At 66.5% G+C, this 17,971-nt stretch carries 19 protein-coding genes; 13 read left to right on the plus strand and 6 right to left on the minus strand.

Translation table 11 applies throughout. From position 1 onward, the window contains the following. Positions 1-104: 104 nt before the first annotated feature. A complete protein-coding gene (gene map / locus ACVCL9_RS03775; protein ID WP_447099063.1) occupies positions 105-872 on the minus strand; it encodes a type I methionyl aminopeptidase in 768 nt (255 codons plus the stop codon). Continuing rightward, positions 869-1,081: a ParD-like family protein gene (locus tag ACVCL9_RS03780; protein ID WP_395121377.1), complete on the minus strand. Its 213-nt coding sequence runs from the start codon at positions 1,079-1,081 to the stop codon at positions 869-871. The genes map and ACVCL9_RS03780 overlap by 4 nt, the downstream gene beginning before the upstream one ends. A 202-nt stretch (positions 1,082-1,283) precedes the next feature. Between ACVCL9_RS03780 and miaA the strand changes: the two genes are divergently transcribed. The 6 genes from miaA to ACVCL9_RS03810 all read left to right on the plus strand — a co-directional run bounded on the left by miaA (position 1,284) and on the right by ACVCL9_RS03810 (position 7,503). Next, positions 1,284-2,252, plus strand: a complete 969-nt coding sequence (gene miaA / locus ACVCL9_RS03785) for a tRNA (adenosine(37)-N6)-dimethylallyltransferase MiaA (RefSeq protein ID WP_447099062.1) — start codon at positions 1,284-1,286, stop codon at positions 2,250-2,252. A gap of 132 nt (positions 2,253-2,384) precedes the next feature. Continuing rightward, complete coding sequence (gene hfq / locus ACVCL9_RS03790) at positions 2,385-2,669, plus strand: RNA chaperone Hfq (protein WP_395118103.1); 285 nt, start codon at positions 2,385-2,387, stop codon at positions 2,667-2,669. 57 nt (positions 2,670-2,726) lie between these two features. Next, positions 2,727-4,028, plus strand: a complete 1,302-nt coding sequence (hflX, locus tag ACVCL9_RS03795; RefSeq protein WP_447099061.1) for a ribosome rescue GTPase HflX — start codon at positions 2,727-2,729, stop codon at positions 4,026-4,028. A gap of 167 nt (positions 4,029-4,195) precedes the next feature. Continuing rightward, positions 4,196-5,266, plus strand: a complete 1,071-nt coding sequence (gene hflK / locus ACVCL9_RS03800) for an FtsH protease activity modulator HflK (protein WP_395118107.1) — start codon at positions 4,196-4,198, stop codon at positions 5,264-5,266. Further along, on the plus strand, positions 5,263-6,132 hold the full coding sequence (gene hflC, locus ACVCL9_RS03805; RefSeq protein WP_395118109.1) for a protease modulator HflC: 870 nt from the start codon (positions 5,263-5,265) through the stop codon (positions 6,130-6,132). The genes hflK and hflC overlap by 4 nt, the downstream gene beginning before the upstream one ends. Before the next feature lie 78 nt (positions 6,133-6,210). Then, positions 6,211-7,503 (plus strand): adenylosuccinate synthase, encoded by a 1,293-nt coding sequence (locus ACVCL9_RS03810; protein ID WP_447099060.1) that lies wholly within the window; start codon positions 6,211-6,213, stop codon positions 7,501-7,503. A 46-nt stretch (positions 7,504-7,549) separates the two neighbouring features. Here ACVCL9_RS03810 and smpB read toward each other — a convergent pair whose 3' ends face one another. Next, on the minus strand, positions 7,550-8,038 hold the full coding sequence (gene smpB / locus ACVCL9_RS03815) for an SsrA-binding protein SmpB (protein WP_395118114.1): 489 nt from the start codon (positions 8,036-8,038) through the stop codon (positions 7,550-7,552). Between the two features lie 141 nt (positions 8,039-8,179). Between smpB and ACVCL9_RS03820 the strand changes: the two genes are divergently transcribed. Together ACVCL9_RS03820 and ACVCL9_RS03825 are read left to right on the plus strand one after the other, a co-directional pair. After that, positions 8,180-8,611, plus strand: coding sequence for a type II toxin-antitoxin system RatA family toxin (locus ACVCL9_RS03820; RefSeq protein ID WP_447099059.1), 432 nt, complete (start codon positions 8,180-8,182; stop codon positions 8,609-8,611). Continuing rightward, entirely contained in the window at positions 8,604-8,885 is a 282-nt protein-coding gene (locus ACVCL9_RS03825) for an RnfH family protein (protein ID WP_395118118.1), read from the plus strand. Before ACVCL9_RS03820 ends, ACVCL9_RS03825 begins: the two co-directional genes overlap by 8 nt. A gap of 24 nt (positions 8,886-8,909) precedes the next feature. Here ACVCL9_RS03825 and ACVCL9_RS03830 read toward each other — a convergent pair whose 3' ends face one another. Continuing rightward, on the minus strand, positions 8,910-9,368 hold the full coding sequence (locus ACVCL9_RS03830; protein WP_447099058.1) for an outer membrane protein assembly factor BamE: 459 nt from the start codon (positions 9,366-9,368) through the stop codon (positions 8,910-8,912). A gap of 76 nt (positions 9,369-9,444) precedes the next feature. Between ACVCL9_RS03830 and fur the strand changes: the two genes are divergently transcribed. After that, positions 9,445-9,867, plus strand: coding sequence for a ferric iron uptake transcriptional regulator (gene fur / locus ACVCL9_RS03835; RefSeq protein ID WP_395118122.1), 423 nt, complete (start codon positions 9,445-9,447; stop codon positions 9,865-9,867). 269 nt (positions 9,868-10,136) lie between these two features. Here fur and ACVCL9_RS03840 read toward each other — a convergent pair whose 3' ends face one another. Beyond that, complete coding sequence (locus ACVCL9_RS03840) at positions 10,137-11,735, minus strand: MASE1 domain-containing sensor histidine kinase (RefSeq protein ID WP_447099057.1); 1,599 nt, start codon at positions 11,733-11,735, stop codon at positions 10,137-10,139. A gap of 96 nt (positions 11,736-11,831) precedes the next feature. Here ACVCL9_RS03840 and ACVCL9_RS03845 point away from each other — a divergent pair, with 96 nt between their 5' ends. Beyond that, on the plus strand, positions 11,832-12,467 hold the full coding sequence (locus ACVCL9_RS03845; protein ID WP_395118124.1) for a response regulator transcription factor: 636 nt from the start codon (positions 11,832-11,834) through the stop codon (positions 12,465-12,467). Positions 12,468-12,479: 12 nt separating this feature from the next. On the opposite strand, the gene recN is transcribed toward ACVCL9_RS03845, so the two are convergent. Then, the gene (gene recN / locus ACVCL9_RS03850; RefSeq protein WP_447099056.1) at positions 12,480-14,153 is read right to left on the minus strand and encodes a DNA repair protein RecN; all 1,674 of its coding nucleotides are present in this window, start codon (positions 14,151-14,153) and stop codon (positions 12,480-12,482) included. 122 nt (positions 14,154-14,275) lie between these two features. Here recN and hrcA point away from each other — a divergent pair, with 122 nt between their 5' ends. The 3 genes from hrcA (at position 14,276) to dnaK (ending at position 17,967) form a co-directional block, all read left to right on the plus strand. Further along, a complete protein-coding gene (gene hrcA, locus ACVCL9_RS03855; protein ID WP_395118128.1) occupies positions 14,276-15,337 on the plus strand; it encodes a heat-inducible transcriptional repressor HrcA in 1,062 nt (353 codons plus the stop codon). Between the two features lie 81 nt (positions 15,338-15,418). Then, positions 15,419-15,952 (plus strand): nucleotide exchange factor GrpE, encoded by a 534-nt coding sequence (gene grpE, locus ACVCL9_RS03860; RefSeq protein ID WP_395118130.1) that lies wholly within the window; start codon positions 15,419-15,421, stop codon positions 15,950-15,952. 98 nt (positions 15,953-16,050) lie between these two features. Beyond that, positions 16,051-17,967 (plus strand): molecular chaperone DnaK, encoded by a 1,917-nt coding sequence (dnaK, locus tag ACVCL9_RS03865; protein WP_447099055.1) that lies wholly within the window; start codon positions 16,051-16,053, stop codon positions 17,965-17,967. The last annotated feature ends 4 nt before the right edge of the window (positions 17,968-17,971 follow it).

A 17,971-nucleotide genomic window follows, 5' to 3' on the forward strand; every position in this document is an offset into this window, starting at 1 on the left:
CGTCATCGGCGCGGGCCCTTCCGTTTTCCGTGCGGCGAACCCGGTCATGCGCGGGGCCGCGCCAAACCCGGAGCGGCAGACGCCGGCATGGCAGGCGGCTTGATTCAGCCGGCCGGTCTTTCCTCGGGGCGCAGCGTCAGGACCCGCACGCCGTTTCGCGTCACCGCCACCGTATGCTCGAACTGTGCCGACCATTTTCCGTCCCGAGTGACGACCGTCCAGCCGTCATCCTCGGTCCGCACGGTCCGGCGGCCCTGGTTGAGCATCGGCTCGATGGTGAACACCATGCCCTCCCGCAATACCAGACCGGTTTGCGGCCTTCCCCAATGCAACACCTGCGGCGGTTCGTGCATTTCACGGCCGATTCCGTGCCCGCAATACTCCCTCACCACCGAGTAGCCATTCCGTCGGGCGTGATGCTCGATGGCATGGCCCACATCGCCGAGCCGGGCACCCGGGCGGACAGCCCTGATCCCCTTCCACATGGCTTCATGCGCCACCTGCACGAGTCGCTTGGCCGCTGGCGTCACATCGCCGACGAGGTAGGTCTTGCTGGAGTCGGCGATGAATCCATTTTTTTCCAGCGTGATGTCGAAATTCACGATGTCTCCGTCTCGCAGGATTTCCGACGGAGACGGGACACCGTGACAGACGACGTCGTTGCGTGAGGAGTTCAGTGCATGGGCATAGCCGTACTGCCCCTTGCTCGCCGGACGCGCAACGAGTTCGTCCACGATGTAGCTTTCGACCAGGTCGTTCACCTGCATGGTCGACATGCCGGCCAGGCTCAACTGGTCCACGTAGCCGAATACATCGGCCAATAGCCTGCCCGACTCGGCCATCAGCGCGACTTCTTCCGGTCGCTTGGTCATGCGGCACCGGGTGCGAGCGGCCGTGCCTCGACACCGGCGGCGTGGAGTTCCCGCATGAGAACCTCCTGGAAAGTCAGCGTGGGGCTCATTTCACACAACATGCCGACCTTGATCCAGAAGGCCGCCTGCGCGTTGATGGATCGGCACGTCACTGCGCTCGCCCTGCGAATCTGACTGTGCAGATCGTCGTCGATGTTCACGATACCCATAAAACGTTCCATATATGTTTCGTATATGGATGATATATTTTGGGGGTATGGCTGGGCAAGCGGCGGATGTCATGGCTCATGGTGGCGACGGCACACCCTTGGCATCATGTCTGCGCACTTTTCCACCTCGTGGGGTGAGTGCCGTCGGCCGCGAGGCCGCTGGCGGTGCGGGCAGGGCGGTGCTCTCGTCTAAACTGCCGCGATGCCCGTTGATTCCCGCCCCCTGGCCATCTTCCTGATGGGCCCCACCGCCTCCGGCAAGACCGCGCTGGCATGCGCGCTGAGCGAGCGGTTTCCGCTGGATCTGGTCAGTGTCGATTCGGCGCTGGTCTACCGCGGCATGGACATCGGCACGGCAAAACCCGACCCGGCGACGCTGGCGCGCCATCCGCATGCGCTGGTCGACATCCGCGATCCCGGCCAGCCGTATTCGGCGGCGGATTTCCGCGCCGATGCGCTGCCGGTGATGCAGCGGATCAGCGCGCAGGGCAGAGTGCCGCTGCTGGTCGGCGGTACCGGGCTGTACTTCCGTGCGTTGCAGCAGGGGCTGTCCGACCTGCCGGAAGCCGACCCGGCCACCCGTGCGCGGCTGGCTGCCGAGGCGCAACAGCTCGGCTGGCCGGCCTTGCATGCGCGGTTGGCGGCCCTCGATCCGGCCGCCGCCGGCCGGATCGGCTGCAACGACGTGCAGCGCCTGCAGCGTGCGCTGGAAGTGATCGAACTGACCGGCCGGCCGCTATCCGAATTGCAGCGCGGCGGGACGGCGGCGCGCTTTCCGTGGCGCGTGCTCAAGCTGGCGCTGCTGCCGACCGACCGGCGCGTGCTGCACGAGCGCATCGCCCGGCGTTTCGACACGATGCTGGCGGAGGGCTTTCTGGACGAGGTGCGCGCACTGCGGGCGCGCGGCGACCTGCACGCCGACCTGCCGGCGATCCGCGCGGTCGGCTACCGGCAGGCGTGGGAACACCTCGATGGCCAGACCGATGCGGCCACGTTCCGCGACCGCGCCATCTACGCCACCCGCCAGTTGGCCAAGCGCCAGATCACCTGGCTGCGCAGCGACACCGGCATCCGGATCGTCGAGCCGGATCGGCCCGATCTCGGCGAGCGGGTGCGCGCGGCGGTGGGCCTGTTTGTCGACGGCCCGGCCGGGGTCATGCCACCAGCGTGACCCAGTCCACCGTCGTGGAGCAAAAATCTTCTTTCATCAAGCATTTGAAAGCAGTTAACATCCGATCTTGTTGGGCCGGGGCGCCAGCGGCGTCTTTTCTCCGGTCTGGTCGTGGCAAGGGGAGAACAAGAAATGTCCAAGGGGCAATCGTTGCAAGATCCGTTTCTCAATGCGTTGCGGCGCGAGCGTGTGCCGGTGGCCATCTACCTGGTCAACGGCATCAAGTTGCAGGGCACGGTCGAGTCGTTCGACCAGTTCGTGGTGCTCCTGCGCAACCAGGTCAGCCAGATGGTGTACAAGCACGCCATTTCCACCGTGGTTCCGAGTCGCAACGTGCGCATCGGCAATGGTCACGATGGCCACGAAGGCCACGATCACCAGGCCGATACTTCGGCAACCGTCGAAGCGGGCACTTGATTGCGCGTGGGGTGATCCACATGAAGGGAGACTGTCCCCGCAGGATGCTGCCCCACCGTGTTTGACCGGCAAAAGAGAGGCGACCGCGCCGTCCTTGTACTTCCGCATTCGCGCGGCGAAGGCGATGCCGTGCGCCGCGCGGAGGAATTCGCCGAACTGGCCAAGTCGGCCGGTGCCGAGGTGTTGGCAACCATCGCCGCGCGCGTCGACGACGTCAATCCGCGTTACTACATCGGCAGTGGCAAGGCCGAGGAAGTCGCCGAGGCATCCCGTGCGCTGGAAGCCGACCTGGTGCTGGTCGACCACGTGCTCACTCCGGTGCAGGAGCGCAATCTGGAGAAACACCTCGGCGTGCGCGTGGTCGACCGTGCCGGTCTGATCCTGGACATCTTCGCCCAGCGCGCACGGTCCCACGAAGGCAAGCTGGAAGTGGAGCTGGCCCAGTTGAAGCACTTGGCCACGCGACTGGTGCGCGGCTGGACCCATCTGGACGCCCAGCGCGGTGGTGCCATCGGCAACCGCGGTCCCGGCGAAACCCAGCTCGAAACCGACCGTCGTTTGCTGGCGGTGCGGGTGAAGATGCTCACCAAGCGGCTGGAAAAAGTGCAGACCCAGCGTGGTCAGCAACGCCGTTCGCGCTTGCGCAACACCGTGCCGCGGGTGGCGCTGGTCGGTTACACGAACGCCGGCAAATCCACCCTGTTCAACGCCTTGACCCGCGGCTCGGTCTACGCCGCCGATCAGTTGTTCGCCACGCTCGACCCCACGGTGCGCAAGATCGAGGACCTGGCCTGCGGCCCGGCGGTGATCGCCGACACCGTGGGCTTCATCCGCGAACTGCCGCATGACCTGGTCGCCGCGTTCCGCGCCACCCTGGCCGAGGCCCGCGACGCGGACCTGCTTCTCCACGTCGGTGACGCTGCCGACGAGGAGCGCGTGCGCCTGCATCGGGTGGTCGATGCCGTGCTGGAGGACATCGACGCCGGCGACGTCCCGCAGTTGCAGGTGATGAACAAGATCGACCTGGCCGGTACCGAGCCGCGGATCGAGCGCGACGCAACCGGCAAGCCGGTGCGGGTATGGCTGTCGGCCGCCACCGGCGCCGGCGTCGACCTGCTGCGCCAGGCGCTGGGCGAATTGCTTGGCGGCGACCGCGTGCAGTCGCCGCTGCATCTGCCCTTGTCCGCCGGGCGGCTGCATGCGCGCCTGAAGGCGGCCGGGGCGATCAGTGCCGAGCACGTGGACGAACACGGCTGGCAGCTGCGCATCGACGCGCCGCGCAGCGTGATAGCGCCGCTCAGCGGTGGTGAGGGCGCCGAGGCAGTGCTGTTGCGGGAACTGTTGAGTGCGGCCGGTTGATCGGCCGCGCCCGGACGGTTTCGGCTGCCTCTGCTAGAATACGCAGCGTTTGCGTCGGCCATGGCGGCATCGATGGTCCAGTGGTCACCTCGCCGTGTGCGAGGTGGAAGAAAGGCATGTTCCGGCCGTCGTTGCCGGCCTCCCGACGGCTTCAAGGAGACTGACTCGTGGCGTGGAATGAACCCGGAAAGAACGGGCAGAGCGATCCGTGGAACCGCAAGCGTCCTTCCGGCAAGTCGCCGCTGGACGACCTGCTGGCAAAGCTGAAGAACCGTGGCGGGAAGTTCGGCCAGGGCTCCGGCGGCATCCTCACCGGCGTGCTGGTGCTGATCGTGGTGGGCCTGCTGTTCAGCAGCTACACGATCATCGGCGCGCGCCAGCAGGGCGTGGTGCTGCGCTTCGGCCAGTACTCGCGCACCTTGCCGCCCGGCTTCCACCTGAAGTTTCCGCAGCCGATCGAATCGGTCACCAAGGTCGAGGCCACGCGTATCCGCTCGGTCACCGACAAGGTGGCCATGCTGACCCGCGACGAGAACATCATCACGATCGACTTCACCGTGCAGTACCAGGTGGATGATTCGCGCAAGTACCTGTTCTCGCTGACCGATCCGGACGGCACCATCAGTGCCGCCGCCGAAGCCGCCGTGCGCGGCGTGATCGGCGGCAGCGACATGGACCAGGTCCTGTCGGCGGCCGGTGCCAACCTGGTCACCCAGGCGCAGCAGGCGTTGCAGCGGACGCTGGACGTCTACGATTCGGGCTTGCGCGTCACCGAGGTGAGCTTCCAGAACGTGGCGCCACCCGATGAGGTGAAGGACGCCTTCGACGACGTCAACAACGCGCGCGAAGACAAGCAGAGCATCGAGAACGCCGCGCTGGCCTATTCCAGCAAGGTCGTGCCGGTGGCGCGCGGCGAAGCGGCCCGCATCGCCGCGGAAGCGGCTGGCTACAAGGCCGAGCGCGTCGCCCGCGCCGAAGGCGACACCGATCGCTTCAACCTGTTGCTGGCGCAGTACAAGGCAGCGCCCGAAGTGACCCGCAAGCGGTTGTGGCTGGAGACCATGGAAGAGGTGATGGCACACAACACCAAGATCGTCGACGACGCCAGCGGTCGCAACATCATCAACCTGCCCTCGACGCCGGGCGCCGCATCCCAGGCGGGGACGACCCAGGTCGGCGCGATCGTGCCGCCCCCCGCAACGGCAAGCAGTGCGAGCGACAAGGGAGCACAGCCATGAACCGCATCGTTGCCGCATTCGTTGCCGTCGTGGTGATCCTGCTCGGCTTGAGCAGCATGTTCGTGGTGAGCGAAGGCCACAGCGCATTGGTCCTGCAATTCGGTCGCATCGTGCACACGGACTACCAGCCGGGCCTGCATTTCAAGCTGCCCGTGCTGCAGCAGGTGATTCATTTCGACAAGCGCATCCTGTCGCTCGACGCGCCGCCCGAGCGCTACTTCACCTCCGAGAAGAAGAGCGTCAACGTCGATTTTTACGTCAAGTGGCGCATCGCCGACAACGCGGCCTATTACCGCGCCACCGGCGGCGACCAGCTGCAGGCCGCGCAGCGGCTCACCCCCATCGTCAAGGACGCGCTGCGGTTCGAGTTCAATGCACGCACCTTGCCCGACCTGATCTCCGGCGGGCGCAAGGACATCACCGAGCGGGTGCGTGCTCAGACCGATCTTTCGGCGCGCAAGAACCTGGGCATTGCGGTGGTCGACGTGCGCATCAAGCGCATCGACCTGCCCAACGAGGTCAGCGAATCGGTGTACAAGCGGATGCGTGCCGAGCGCCTGCAACTGGCCAATGAACTGCGTTACACGGGCCAGGAAGCGGCGACCCGGATCAAGGCCGACGCGGATCGCCAGGCGCAGGTGCTGGAAGCCGATGCCAACCGGGATGCCGCCAAGGTGAAAGGCGAGGGCGATGCCGAAGCCGCCGCGATCTATGCGCGTGCCTACAGCAAGGACCCGGAGTTCTACGCGTTCTATCGCAGCCTGGCGGCCTATCGTGCGTCGATGGAAACCGGCAACGGCGTGCTCATCCTCAAGCCTGATTCGCCGTTCCTGCATTACTTCGACGACCCCGCACCGCGGAAGTAGGCCGCATCGACCCGCGCAGCGGGCGTTTACCCAGGCAGCCCCGTGGCGGGGCGGCAAACTAACGAAACGAGAGTTCACATGGGCAAGTCAGTCGTAATCCTGGGCGCGCAGTGGGGCGACGAGGGCAAGGGCAAGATCGTCGACCTGCTGACCGAGCGGGTCAGCGCGGTGGTGCGCTTCCAGGGCGGCCACAACGCCGGCCACACGCTGGTGATCAAGGGCAAGAAGACCGTGCTGCACCTGATTCCCTCGGGCATCCTGCGCGAAGACGCGCTGTGCCTGATCGGCAACGGGGTGGTGCTGTCGCCCGAGGCGCTGATCAACGAGATCAGCGAATTGGAAGCCAACGGCGTCGAAGTGCGCTCCCGCGTCAAGATCAGCCCGGCGACACCGCTGATCATGCCGTACCACATCGCCGTCGACAAAGCTCGTGAAATCGCCGCCGGCGGCAAGGCCATCGGCACCACCGGCCGTGGCATCGGTCCGGCCTACGAGGACAAGGTTGCCCGCCGTTCGATCCGCGTTGCCGACTTGATGTACCCGCACGAATTGCCCGCGTTGCTCAAGACCGCGGTGGACTACCACAACTTCATCCTTACCCAGTGGCTGAAAGCCGAGCCGGTCGATTACGACACCGTGCTGAAAGATGCGCTGGCCTGGGGCGAGTACATCCGCCCGCTGGTCGACGACGTCGCCACCATCCTGCACGACGTGCGCAAGGGCGGCGGCAACATCCTGTACGAGGGCGCGCAGGGCGCGCTGCTGGACATCGACCACGGCACCTACCCGTACGTCACCTCCAGCAACACCACCGTCGGCGGCGCGCTGGCCGGCACCGGCGTGGGTACGCAGGACATCGACTACGTGCTGGGCATCTGCAAGGCCTACGCCACCCGCGTCGGCAGCGGTCCGTTCCCGACCGAACTCAATGACGAGATGGGCGAGCTGCTGCGCAAGAAGGGCAACGAGTTCGGCGCCAGCACGGGCCGTCCGCGCCGCTGCGGCTGGATCGACCTGGTCGCGCTCAAGCGCGCCACCCAGATCAACGGCATCAACGGCCTGGCGATCACCAAGCTCGACGTGCTCGACGGCCTGTCCACCATCAAGGTCTGCATTGCCTACGAATACCGGGGCAAGCGCCGCGAGCTGGCGCCGCTGGATGCGGACGGCTGGGACGAGTGCAAGCCCGTCTACCTGGAATTTCCCGGCTGGGAAGAATCCACCGCCGGTATCCGCGACTGGAACAAGCTGCCGCCCGCCGCCCGCGCCTACCTGCGCGCCGTCGAGGAACTGTCCGGTTGCCGCCTGGCGCTGGTCGCAACCGGTGCGGACCGGGAAGACACCATCGTGCTGGATGACCCGTTCGCCTGAGGTCCGTACGCCCCGCCGCGCACTGGCGCAAGGCGGGGTTCGCTGATCAGGCGCGGTTGTGCGAGCGCATGGTGCGCTGCTTCTCGATCTGCCAATCGCGTTGCTTCTCGGTCTCGCGCTTGTCGTGCTCCTGCTTGCCGCGGGCCAAGCCGATCTCGACCTTGACCTTGTTGCCTTTCCAGTACATCGCCGTGGGCACCAGGGTGTGGCCCTTGCGTTCGACCGCACCGACCAGCTGGTCGATCTCCTTGCGGTGGAGCAGCAGCTTGCGGGTGCGCCGATCCTCGGCGATGACGTGCGTCGACGCGCTGATCAGCGGCGGGATCGAGCAGCCGACCAGGAACACCTCGTTCCTGAGGACCACCGCATAACTGTCGCCGAAATTGATGCGGCCGGCACGCAGTGCCTTCAGCTCCCAGCCTTGCAGGGCAACGCCGGCCTCGAAGCGCTGGTCGATGTGATATTCGAAGCGCGCGCGCTTGTTCAGCGCGATGGTGCCGCCGCCCTTGGTGTCCTTGTCCTTGCTCTTGGCCATGTCCGCTAAACTTCGGGCCACTGGGCGGCCGCATTGCCCGCCGCCCCATCGGGGCGACGCATTTGTCGAGATGGCGCCTCGGGGCGGGCGCTCACTTGATCTTCGCATTCATGGATGAATGCACAAGCCCGAGAGGTTGTCGTGATCGAAATACGTCGCAGCGCGTTGGTGAAGTACTCGCCGGCGCAGATGTTCGAACTGGTCAATGAGGTGGAAGCATACCCAAAGCGCTTCGCCTGGTGTGCGGACGCCGAAGTGCTGGAGCGCGGCGACAACGTGGTGGTGGCCAGGCTGGATCTCAAGTTTGCCGGGTTCAGCCAGAGCTTCACCACGCGCAACGTGCTCGACGCGCCGCGGCGCCTGGAGATGAACCTGGTCGAAGGACCATTTCGCAGCCTGCATGGCGTGTGGGACTTCACCGCGCTGGGTGATGCCGGCAGCAAGGTCGCCTTTGCGCTTGATTTCGATTACGCGGGCAGGCTCGGCGGTGCCGCCTTGCGGCTCGGCTTCCAGGGGCTGGCCGGGCGCATGGTGGATGACTTCTGCCGCGAAGCGGAGCGCCTCCATGGTTGAGCCGTCGATCGGCATCGAGGTGGTGTTTGCCGATGGCGATTCGGTGGTGGTGCGTCGTCGCGTGCAGGTCGCCGACGGTTGCACGGTGGCCGAGGCGGTCACCGCCAGCGGCATCGCGTCGTCGCTGCCGGCAGGTGCCATCGATCCGGCCCGGCTGGGCATCTTCGGACACAAGGTCGTTGCCGGGCAGCGCGTGCGCGACGGTGACCGCATCGAGATCTGCCGACCGCTGACACTCGACCCGATGGAGGCGCGGCGCCGGCGTTCGCGCTGAAACCTTGCCGTCCGCGCGCCAGCCTCAATGGCTGCCGTCGGTCCCCTGGCCCAGGCCGCCGTCGTTCTTCTTGTCATCCGGTGACTGGCTCTTGTCGCCCTGGGTTTCGTTCGCCGGATAACCCGAGTTGTACTTGCGGCTTTCCCTGATCAGCTGCTGCGGGTCGCGGGCGAAGAAGTCGCCTTCGGTGTGCACCAGGGTGTCGTTGTTGAAGGTCAGCTTGAACGTGCGCACCTTGGGCTTGCCGCCGCGGCGGGACTGGGTGGACACGTAGTCCCAGCGGCTGTTGTCGAACGGCGTGCGCACCGATGGCGTGCCGAGCAGCAGAAGGACCTGGTGCTTCGTCATCCCCGGTTTGAGCTGATCCACCATCTTTTCGTCCAGCAGATTGCCTTGCTGCACGTCCGGCGTGTACGCGATGTGGCAACCGGCGACGGCAAGTGCCAGCAGCGCAACAACCGGCAGGATGATCAGCTTTTGCATGCGTGTTGCGTCCAGGGTCGTGAAGGTGTCGGATGATACACTACCGGCTCGGGCTCGCCGTGCGTGGAGAGAGGCTATGGAACAGGAAACCAGAGAGCTGCGTCGGGTCGGTCTCAAGGTGACCCATCCGCGCATGCGCATCCTGCAGGTGTTCGACGACGAGAGCGAACGCCACTTGACGGCCGAGGACGTGTACAAGCACCTGCTGGCCCAGAAGGAGGACATCGGGTTGGCGACCGTGTATCGGGTGCTGACCCAGTTCGAGGCGGCGGGGATCATCGTCAAGCACAATTTCGAAGGCGGCCAGGCAGTCTACGAACTCGATCGCGGCAAACACCACGACCACATGATTGACGTGGACAGCGGCAAGGTGATCGAGTTCATCAGCGAGGAGATCGAGCGCCTGCAGCACGAGATCGCCGCCAAGCACGGCTACGTGATCGAGGATCACAGCCTGGTGCTCTACGTGCGCCCGAAACAGCGCGCCCGCAAGGATTGAAGCCGGGCGCCCGACGCCTCGTTCGTATTCGTCATGCCACGAAAAAAACCGCAGGTGGACTCCTGTCCGCCTACGGTTGATGCCTTGCCGGTCGGATGGCGCGCGGTGCGCGCGCGTATCCATCCGGCAGCGGCGAAACGGCATCCTGCCGTTTTCTCAGAATCACCGTCCCCACGGTGACCCTGATCCGCCATCTCACGACGGCGGTTCCCCCACATCGATGACGACATCCTAACGATGTCTTCACGTTGCGCATATCGGAAAAATTCCTAGTCCAGGCGACTGCGTTCGGTGCCGCTTTTGTTGCCTCGCAGCAAAATACGCAGGTGCACGCCAGGGTGGTCGGTGCGCAGGCGGAACTGTCCGCCCAGCGAGGTCACCCGGTCGCGCATGCCCTGCAGGCCCCGCCCGCCGCGCGGGAGGCGATGGGGCAGGCCGGTACCGTCATCACGCAGATCGAGCAGGGCGACGGCGATGCCGTTGCGTTCGCCGATGCGCAGCCGCAGGCGGAATTCACTGGCGCAGGCGTGCTTGACGGTGTTGGTGGCGCTTTCCTGAGCCAGCCGGTAGATCGCCGTGCGGGTGTCATCGTCGAGCAATCGCGGGTCGCCGTGGAGTTCCACGTGGTAGCGCATGCCGGCACTGGTCAGCAGGTCGCGGATCGGGCCTTCATCCAGCGCGCGCAGCAGGCCGAACTCGTCCAGGATCGCCGGGCGCAGGTCGTCCAGCAGGCGATGCAGAGCGCGGCGCATGTGGGCGAGGATGGTGTTGATCGAGATGCTCACGTCGTCCATCCCGACCTCGTGCAAACGCGCCTGGGCCAGTTTCACGTGGGTCTGGATCGCGGTGATGTTCTGGCCCAGTTCGTCATGCAGTTCGGCCGCAAGATGCCGCCGCTGGTTCTCGTCGGCCTGCAGGTTGCCGCGTGCGGCGTCACGCAGTTGTTGGGCCAGATGATCCAGGCGGCGATTGACGGCCCCGAGGTAGACGTTCTGCTCCGCCACCCGTTCGCTGCTGCGCCGCAGGGCGTCGGTGGCCGAACCGAGCATCAGCGCGCCGGTGCCTGCCACGGCCAGGAACAGGTAGGCGGCGGCGGTCGAGGGCGTGTGGCCCAGGTGCACGTCCACCAGGGTCATGCCCAGACTGGTGATCAGCATGGCGAGGCTGGCGCCGCGCCAGCCATGGCGGAAGGCGAAAAACAGCACCGGCGCCAGCGACAGCACCCGCGCGAACTGCGGCTGCGGCGCGGCGCGCTCGGACAGCACCAGCAGGATGGCCATGGATGGTGCCAGCACCAGCAGCACGTCCGTCAGCAGGCGCATCACCGAGGCACGCTCCAGCCGCGTGTGCAGCAGCATGATCAACACCGGCGCCACCAGCAGGATGGCCAGATAGTGGCTGAGCAATTCCTCGGCGATGACGCGGATCATCAACTCTGGCGTTTCCGACCAGTTGGTGAATGCGAGCAGCGCGGCGTCCGCGGCGGTCGTGACCGTGACCACCAGCACCACCGAAAGCAGCAGCCGGGTCACGTCCTGCGGGCTGTGCAGGCTGGGATGCAGGTGCAGCCGGCGCAGCAGCCACATGCAGGCCATCATCACCAGGAATGCCGGCAGCACGTCTGCCAGCACGCCGCTGATGTGCAGCGGTGATCCATGCCACCAGGCGGCGCCGGCGCAGGCGAGCAGTTCCGCGGCGAGCAACCAGCCCCAGTGGCGCAACGGTACCAGCAGAAGTGCGGTGAAACGCAGGCCGTAGGGCAGCATCCAGTAGGGTTGTGCCGTGGCGCCGAGCAGCAGCCACAGCACCAGATAACCTGCGCCGATGAGCGGCCCGGAATCGGGCAGGAGAGATGGCTTGAATCGCATCCGGCGATGGTACATGCGCCGTGCGCGGGGTGGCGTGCCGGGGTACTTGGCCTGGCGTGCTGTCCCGGGCGCGCCTTCCTGTGTCAGAGTAGGAAGATGTACAGCATCGTTCTGGTTGACGACCACGCCATCGTTCGAGAGGGCTTCAAGCGCCTGATCGAGCTGGAATCGGACCTGGAAGTGGTTGCCGAATGCCGCAACGGCGACGACGCGGTAGAGGCGGTCGGCCACTGGCGCCCGGACCTGGTGGCGCTGGATCTTTCCTTGCCCGACGGCAGCGGTTTGCCGTTGATCGAGCATCTGCTCAGCGTGCATGCGGCCACTCGCGTGGTCGTGTTGAGCATGCATGATGGCGACGCTTACGTTTCCGAGGCGTTGCGCCGCGGGGCCAGCGGGTTCGTCACCAAGGGCGTCGCGCCGGAGGAACTGGTGGCGGGCCTGCGCGCCGTGATGCAGGGCGAGTGCTTCCTCAGCTCGGACCTGCGCCAGCGCCGCACCGAGCGCCCCAACGACGCGCTCGATCCGGTCAACCGGCTGACCGCCCGCGAGCGCGAAGTGTTCCTGTTGCTGGCCGGGGGGCGCACGCCCAAGCAGGTCGCTGCCGACCTCGGCATTGGCCAGAAAACCGTGTACATCCACCGTGCCAGCCTGATGGGCAAGCTCGGCGCCGGATCGGAACTGGACCTCTATCGCATGGCGACCGAGCGCGGCCTGCTGTCGACGACGGTCTGAGGACAGCCGCCTTCAGGTCGCCTGCGCGCGCTCCAGCATCTGCCTGGCGTGAGCCCGGGTCTCGCGGGTGATTTCCACGCCGCCGAGCATGCGAGCCAGCTCGTCGCGCCGGCCTGCGGCGTCCAGTTGTTCGATCCGCGTGCGGGTGGTGTCGCCGTCGCTCTGCTTGCTCACCCGCAAGTGGGCGTGACCTTGCGCGGCGACCTGCGGCAGGTGGGTCACGCAGAGCACCTGGCGACGGCTTCCCAGCGCACGCAGTTTCTGGCCGACCACCTCGGCGACCGCGCCGCCGATGCCGCTGTCGACCTCATCGAAGACCATGCTGCCGATCGAATCCTTGCCCAACGTAGCCACTTCGATGGCCAGACTGATGCGCGCAAGTTCGCCGCCGGAGGCGACCTTGCGCAGCGGCCGCGGTGGCTGGCCAGGATTGGCGCTGACCAGCAGCTCGCAGCGCTCCCGGCCCTGGGCGTCGGGTTCGTCGCCGGGCGTCGGCACCAGCTCGACGCGCAGTACGCCACCGGCCATGCCGAGTTCGCCCATCAGCGCACTGACTTCCTCGCCGAGCTTCGTCGCGGCAGCCATGCGCGATTGACCCAGCAGGTCCGCCGCGCGGGAGTATTCCTGTTGCAGGCGCTGAAGCTGACCGCTCAACTGTTCCAGTGCGTCGCCGGCGCCTTCGAGTTCGGCGTGCTCGGCGCGCAGCGCCAGCAGCCTCTCGTGCAGGGCTTCCGGCGGCAGCCGGTGGCGGCGCGAGAGCGCGTGCAGATGGCTCAGCTGCTGGTCGAGCGCGGCGTAGCCGGCCGGATCGAGGTCGACGTCTTGCGCATAGCGGCCCAAGCCGTCGGCGGCTTCGCCCAACTGGATACCGGCGTTGTCGAGCAGCTCCAGCCAGGGTGTCAGCCGGTCGTCCAGGGCCGCGAGCTTGCCCAGCTCGGCATGCGCTCGACCCAGTGCCCGGCGCAGGGCGAACTCGCCCTCGCCATCGAGCAGTTCCACCACGCCGGCGCTGCCTTCCGCCAGGCGGTCGGCGTTGGCCAGGCGCTTGTGGTTGGCCTCCAGTTCGGCCAGTTCGGTGGGTGGCAGCGCCCATTGCTCCAGTTCCGCCAATTCATGGCGCAGCAGCTCCAGCCGAAGTTCGTGATCCTCGCCGCCACTGAGCTTGTGCATGCGCTGGTTCAACTCGCGCCACTGCTCCGCCTGGCGGCGCACCTGGGCGATCAAGTCATCGTGGCCCGCATAAGCGTCGAGCAAGGCCAGCTGATGGGCCCGCGAGAGCAGCGCCTGGTGTTCATGCTGGCCGTGGATCTCGACCAGCAAGGCGGCCAGCTCTCCGAGCTGGCGCGTGTTGGCGGGGCGGCCGTTGATCCAGGCGCGGGAGCTGCCTTCGGCACGCAACACTCGCCGCAACTGGCAGTTGCCGTCTTCGTCGAGTTCCTCTCGGCGCAACCATGCCTGCGCGTCGGGCAGTCCGGTCAAATCGAACTCCGCGGCCAACTCGGCGCGGTCGCTGTCCGCGCGGATCATGCCGCTGTCGGCGCGTGCGCCGGTCAGCAGCATCAACGCGTCGACCAGCAGCGACTTGCCGGCGCCGGTCTCGCCGCTGACCACGGTCAGGCCGGGGCCGAAAGACACCTCGGCGGCCTCGACGACGGCAAAATGGCGGACATAGAGCGAAGTGAGCATGGGCAGTTCGGCATTGGAATGGGAGAATTGTAGCGGGAGCCCGGGTGGGCAAAACACCGCATTCGCTTGCAAGCCGCGCGTGCAGACCTTATTTCTGTCGGGTCTCAGGAACTGCTACGGACATGATCCTTCCACACGGCCATGACCTCGATGCCCGCACGCGGCGCCTGCTGCGCGCGCTGATCTCCCAGTATCTGGTCGACGGCGAGCCGGTGGGGTCGCGCACGCTGGCGCGCTCCTCGGGGCTGGACGTCAGTCCGGCGACGATCCGCAACATCATGGCCGACCTGGAAGACGCCGGCCTGGTCGCTTCGCCGCACACCTCGTCAGGCCGCGTACCCACGCCGCGCGGCCTGCGCCTGTTCGTGGACAGCCTGATCGAGTTGCAGCCCTTGCCGCGCGCCGAGCTGGCGCGCTTGCAGAGCGAACTGCCACCGGGGCCTGCCACCACGCGCGACCTGCTCGGCAACGTGTCGACTTTGCTCTCGGCGATGACCCGCTTTGCCGGCGTGGTGACGGTGCCGCGCCAGGCCGACTTCCCGCTGCGCCACATCGACTTCGTGGCCCTGCCCGATGCGCGGGTGCTGGTGATCCTGGTGTTTACCGACAACCAGGTGCAGAACCGCATCGTGCAACTGCTCAAGCCGTTGCCCGCCGGTGAGCTGGAGCGGGCGGCCAATTATCTCAACACCCACTTCGCCGGGCTGCGCGTGGACGATATCCGCGCCCACCTGCTGGCCGAGGTACGCGAAACCGGCAGCGAGCTCAACCGGCTGCTGGCCAGTACGGTGGAGCTGGCCACGGCCTCGTTCGCGCCGCAGGCCAGCGATGCCGACATGCTGGTCAGCGGGCAGACCAACCTGATGGCCTGCGCCGAGCTGGCCGACCTGCAGCGGCTGCGCGACCTGTTCGACGCGTTCCAGCAGAAGAACGAGCTGCTCCAGCTGATGGAAGTCTGCGCGAAGGCGCCGGGGGTACGGCTGTTCATCGGCGAGGAGTCGGGCTTCGCGGCACTGGATGGTTGCAGCGTGGTCACGGCCAGCTATGGCGCGCAGGGGCGAATGCTCGGCGCGGTCGGCGTGATCGGACCCACGCGCATGGCCTACGAGCGGGTGATTCCGGTCGTGCAGGCCACGGCCGGATTGCTGAGCGACGCCTTGAATCGGGTCGCGGTGACCCTATAACCGGCAGCAGAGGCGGGATTTCTGGTTGATTTGGATGGCGGGCCACGGTGCCGGCCGCGAACTTTTTGTTGGGAGTGACGCATGCACGACAACGACACCCAGGCGCATGACGAGGCCATGGACCCCGGGTCGGCACCAGCCGTCGACGGCGACCAGTTCGCCAAGCTGCAGGCCCGCGTGGCCGAACTGGAGGCGATCAACGCCGAGCTGCAGGAAACGGTCTTGCGCGAGAAGGCGGAGATCGAGAACCAGCGTCGGCGCCTGCATCGGGACCTGGAGCAGGCCCGGCGGTTTGCCAACGAGAAACTGCTGAACGAATTGCTGCCGGTATACGACGGACTGGAGAGCGGCCTGGCAGCCGAGGGCGGCGACGTCGCCTCGATACGCGAGGGCCTCGGTCTCACCCTGAAAGCGCTGCTCAAGGTCGCCGGGAACCACGGCATGGCGCAGGTCGATCCGATCGGCCAGCCGCTCGATCCCGAGCGCCACCATGCGGTGAGCATGGTCGCGGCCCCCGGCCAGGCGCCGGGCACCGTGGTCAGCGTGCTGCAGAAAGGCTACGTGCTGAACGATCGCCTGCTGCGTCCGGCGCTGGTCGCCGTGGCGAAGGACTGAGCGCATCGCACGCCGCCGTCGGCATTGAATCGCTGCGGCAGAACCCCATCTGGAAACCATCGCGGCCGCCGGGCCGCCAATAGATTCGGAGCATGAACATGGGCAAGATCATCGGCATCGACCTGGGCACCACGAACTCCTGCGTGTCCGTGATGGACGGCAGCACGACCAAGGTCATCGAGAACTCGGAAGGCGATCGCACCACGCCCTCCATCGTCGCCTTCACCAAGGACGGCGAGGTGCTGGTCGGTGCCTCGGCCAAGCGCCAGAGCGTGACCAACCCGAAGAACACCTTCTACGCGGTGAAGCGCCTGATCGGTCGCAAGTTCAACGACGCCGAGGTGCAGAAGGACCTGAACATCGTGCCGTTCGGCATCGTGGCGCACGACAACGGCGACGCCTGGGTGCAGACCTCCGACGGCAAGAAGATGGCGCCGCAGGAAATCTCCGCCAAGGTGCTGATGAAGATGAAGAAGACTGCCGAGGACTACCTCGGCGAGACGATCACCGAGGCGGTGATCACGGTGCCTGCCTACTTCAACGACAGCCAGCGCCAGGCGACCAAGGACGCCGGCCGGATCGCCGGCCTGGAAGTGAAGCGCATCATCAACGAGCCGACCGCGGCCGCGCTGGCCTATGGCTTGGACAAGAAGGGCGGCGACCGCAAGATCGTGGTCTATGACCTCGGCGGCGGCACCTTCGACGTGTCGATCATCGAGATCGCCGAAGTCGACGGCGAGAAGCAGTTCGAGGTGCTGGCCACCAACGGCGACACCTTCCTCGGTGGCGAAGACTTCGACATGCGCGTCATCGACTACCTGGTCGAGGAGTTCCAGAAGGAGCAGGGCATCGACCTGCGCAAGGACCCGCTGGCGCTGCAGCGCCTGAAGGATGCGGCCGAGCGCGCCAAGATCGAGCTGTCCTCCAACCACCAGACCGACGTGAACCTGCCGTACGTGACGGCCGACGCGTCCGGCCCGAAGCACCTCAACATCAAGCTGACCCGGGCCAAGCTCGAGGCGCTGGTGGAGGATCTGGTCAAGCGCACCATCGAGCCGTGCCGCACCGCGCTGAATGACGCCGGCCTGCGCGTGTCCGACATCAACGACGTGATCCTGGTCGGCGGCCAGACCCGCATGCCCAAGGTGCAGGAGGCAGTGAAGGACTTCTTCGGCAAGGAGCCGCGCAAGGACGTCAACCCGGACGAGGCCGTCGCCGTGGGCGCGGCGATCCAGGGCGGCGTGCTGGGTGGTTCGGTCAAGGACGTGCTGCTGCTCGACGTGACCCCGCTGTCGCTGGGCATCGAGACCATGGGCGGCGTGATGACCAAGCTGATCGAGAAGAACACCACCGTGCCGACCAAGGCGGCGCAGACCTTCTCCACCGCCGACGACAACCAGACCGCGGTGACCGTGCACGTGCTGCAGGGCGAGCGCGAGCGCGCCAGCGCGAACAAGTCGCTGGGCAAGTTCGACCTGCAGGGCATCGAGCCGGCGCCGCGCGGCATGCCGCAGATCGAGGTCACCTTCGACATCGACGCCAACGGCATCCTGCATGTGTCGGCCAAGGACAAGAAGACCGGCAAGGAACAGAAGATCGAGATCAAGGCCGGCTCGGGCCTGTCCGACGAGGAAATCCAGCGCATGGTCGCCGATGCCGAGGCGAACAAGGAAGAGGACAAGAAGTTCCACGAGCTGGTCGCCACCCGCAACAAGGCCGACCAACTGGTGCATGCCACCCGCAGCGCGCTGAAGGAACACGGCGGCAAGGTGCCGGCCGACCAGCTGTCCACGATCGAAGGCGCGTTGTCGGATCTGGAAAAGGCCAAGGATGGTGACGACAAGGCGGCGATCGAGGCCAAGGTCGAGAAGCTGGAACAGGTGGCCCAGGCGCTCTACGCCGCGGCGCAGGGCGGTCCGGCCGATGCCGGCGCGCAGTCCGCGCCGGGCGGCTCGGCGCAGCCGGACGACGTGGTCGATGCCGAGTTCACCGAAGTGAAAGACGACAAGAAGTAAGCGG

It is taken from the genome of Rhodanobacter sp. UC4438_H5 (assembly GCF_052978405.1).

Excerpts from the sequence above, each read along its gene's own strand:
- ACVCL9_RS03830 (WP_447099058.1), bottom strand. The coding sequence starts at position 9,368 with ATGCAAAAGCTGATCATCCTGCCGGTTGTTGCGCTGCTGGCACTTGCC.
- ACVCL9_RS03825 (WP_395118118.1), top strand. The coding sequence starts at position 8,604 with ATGGTTGAGCCGTCGATCGGCATCGAGGTGGTGTTTGCCGATGGCGAT.
- ACVCL9_RS03810 (WP_447099060.1), top strand. The coding sequence starts at position 6,211 with ATGGGCAAGTCAGTCGTAATCCTGGGCGCGCAGTGGGGCGACGAGGGC.
- ACVCL9_RS03780 (WP_395121377.1), bottom strand. The coding sequence starts at position 1,081 with ATGGGTATCGTGAACATCGACGACGATCTGCACAGTCAGATTCGCAGG.
- hfq (WP_395118103.1), top strand. The coding sequence starts at position 2,385 with ATGTCCAAGGGGCAATCGTTGCAAGATCCGTTTCTCAATGCGTTGCGG.
- map (WP_447099063.1), bottom strand. The coding sequence starts at position 872 with ATGACCAAGCGACCGGAAGAAGTCGCGCTGATGGCCGAGTCGGGCAGG.
- grpE (WP_395118130.1), top strand. The coding sequence starts at position 15,419 with ATGCACGACAACGACACCCAGGCGCATGACGAGGCCATGGACCCCGGG.
- smpB (WP_395118114.1), bottom strand. The coding sequence starts at position 8,038 with ATGGCCAAGAGCAAGGACAAGGACACCAAGGGCGGCGGCACCATCGCG.
- hrcA (WP_395118128.1), top strand. The coding sequence starts at position 14,276 with ATGATCCTTCCACACGGCCATGACCTCGATGCCCGCACGCGGCGCCTG.
- ACVCL9_RS03845 (WP_395118124.1), top strand. The coding sequence starts at position 11,832 with ATGTACAGCATCGTTCTGGTTGACGACCACGCCATCGTTCGAGAGGGC.
- recN (WP_447099056.1), bottom strand. The coding sequence starts at position 14,153 with ATGCTCACTTCGCTCTATGTCCGCCATTTTGCCGTCGTCGAGGCCGCC.
- fur (WP_395118122.1), top strand. The coding sequence starts at position 9,445 with ATGGAACAGGAAACCAGAGAGCTGCGTCGGGTCGGTCTCAAGGTGACC.
- ACVCL9_RS03840 (WP_447099057.1), bottom strand. The coding sequence starts at position 11,735 with ATGCGATTCAAGCCATCTCTCCTGCCCGATTCCGGGCCGCTCATCGGC.
- dnaK (WP_447099055.1), top strand. The coding sequence starts at position 16,051 with ATGGGCAAGATCATCGGCATCGACCTGGGCACCACGAACTCCTGCGTG.
- miaA (WP_447099062.1), top strand. The coding sequence starts at position 1,284 with ATGCCCGTTGATTCCCGCCCCCTGGCCATCTTCCTGATGGGCCCCACC.
- hflC (WP_395118109.1), top strand. The coding sequence starts at position 5,263 with ATGAACCGCATCGTTGCCGCATTCGTTGCCGTCGTGGTGATCCTGCTC.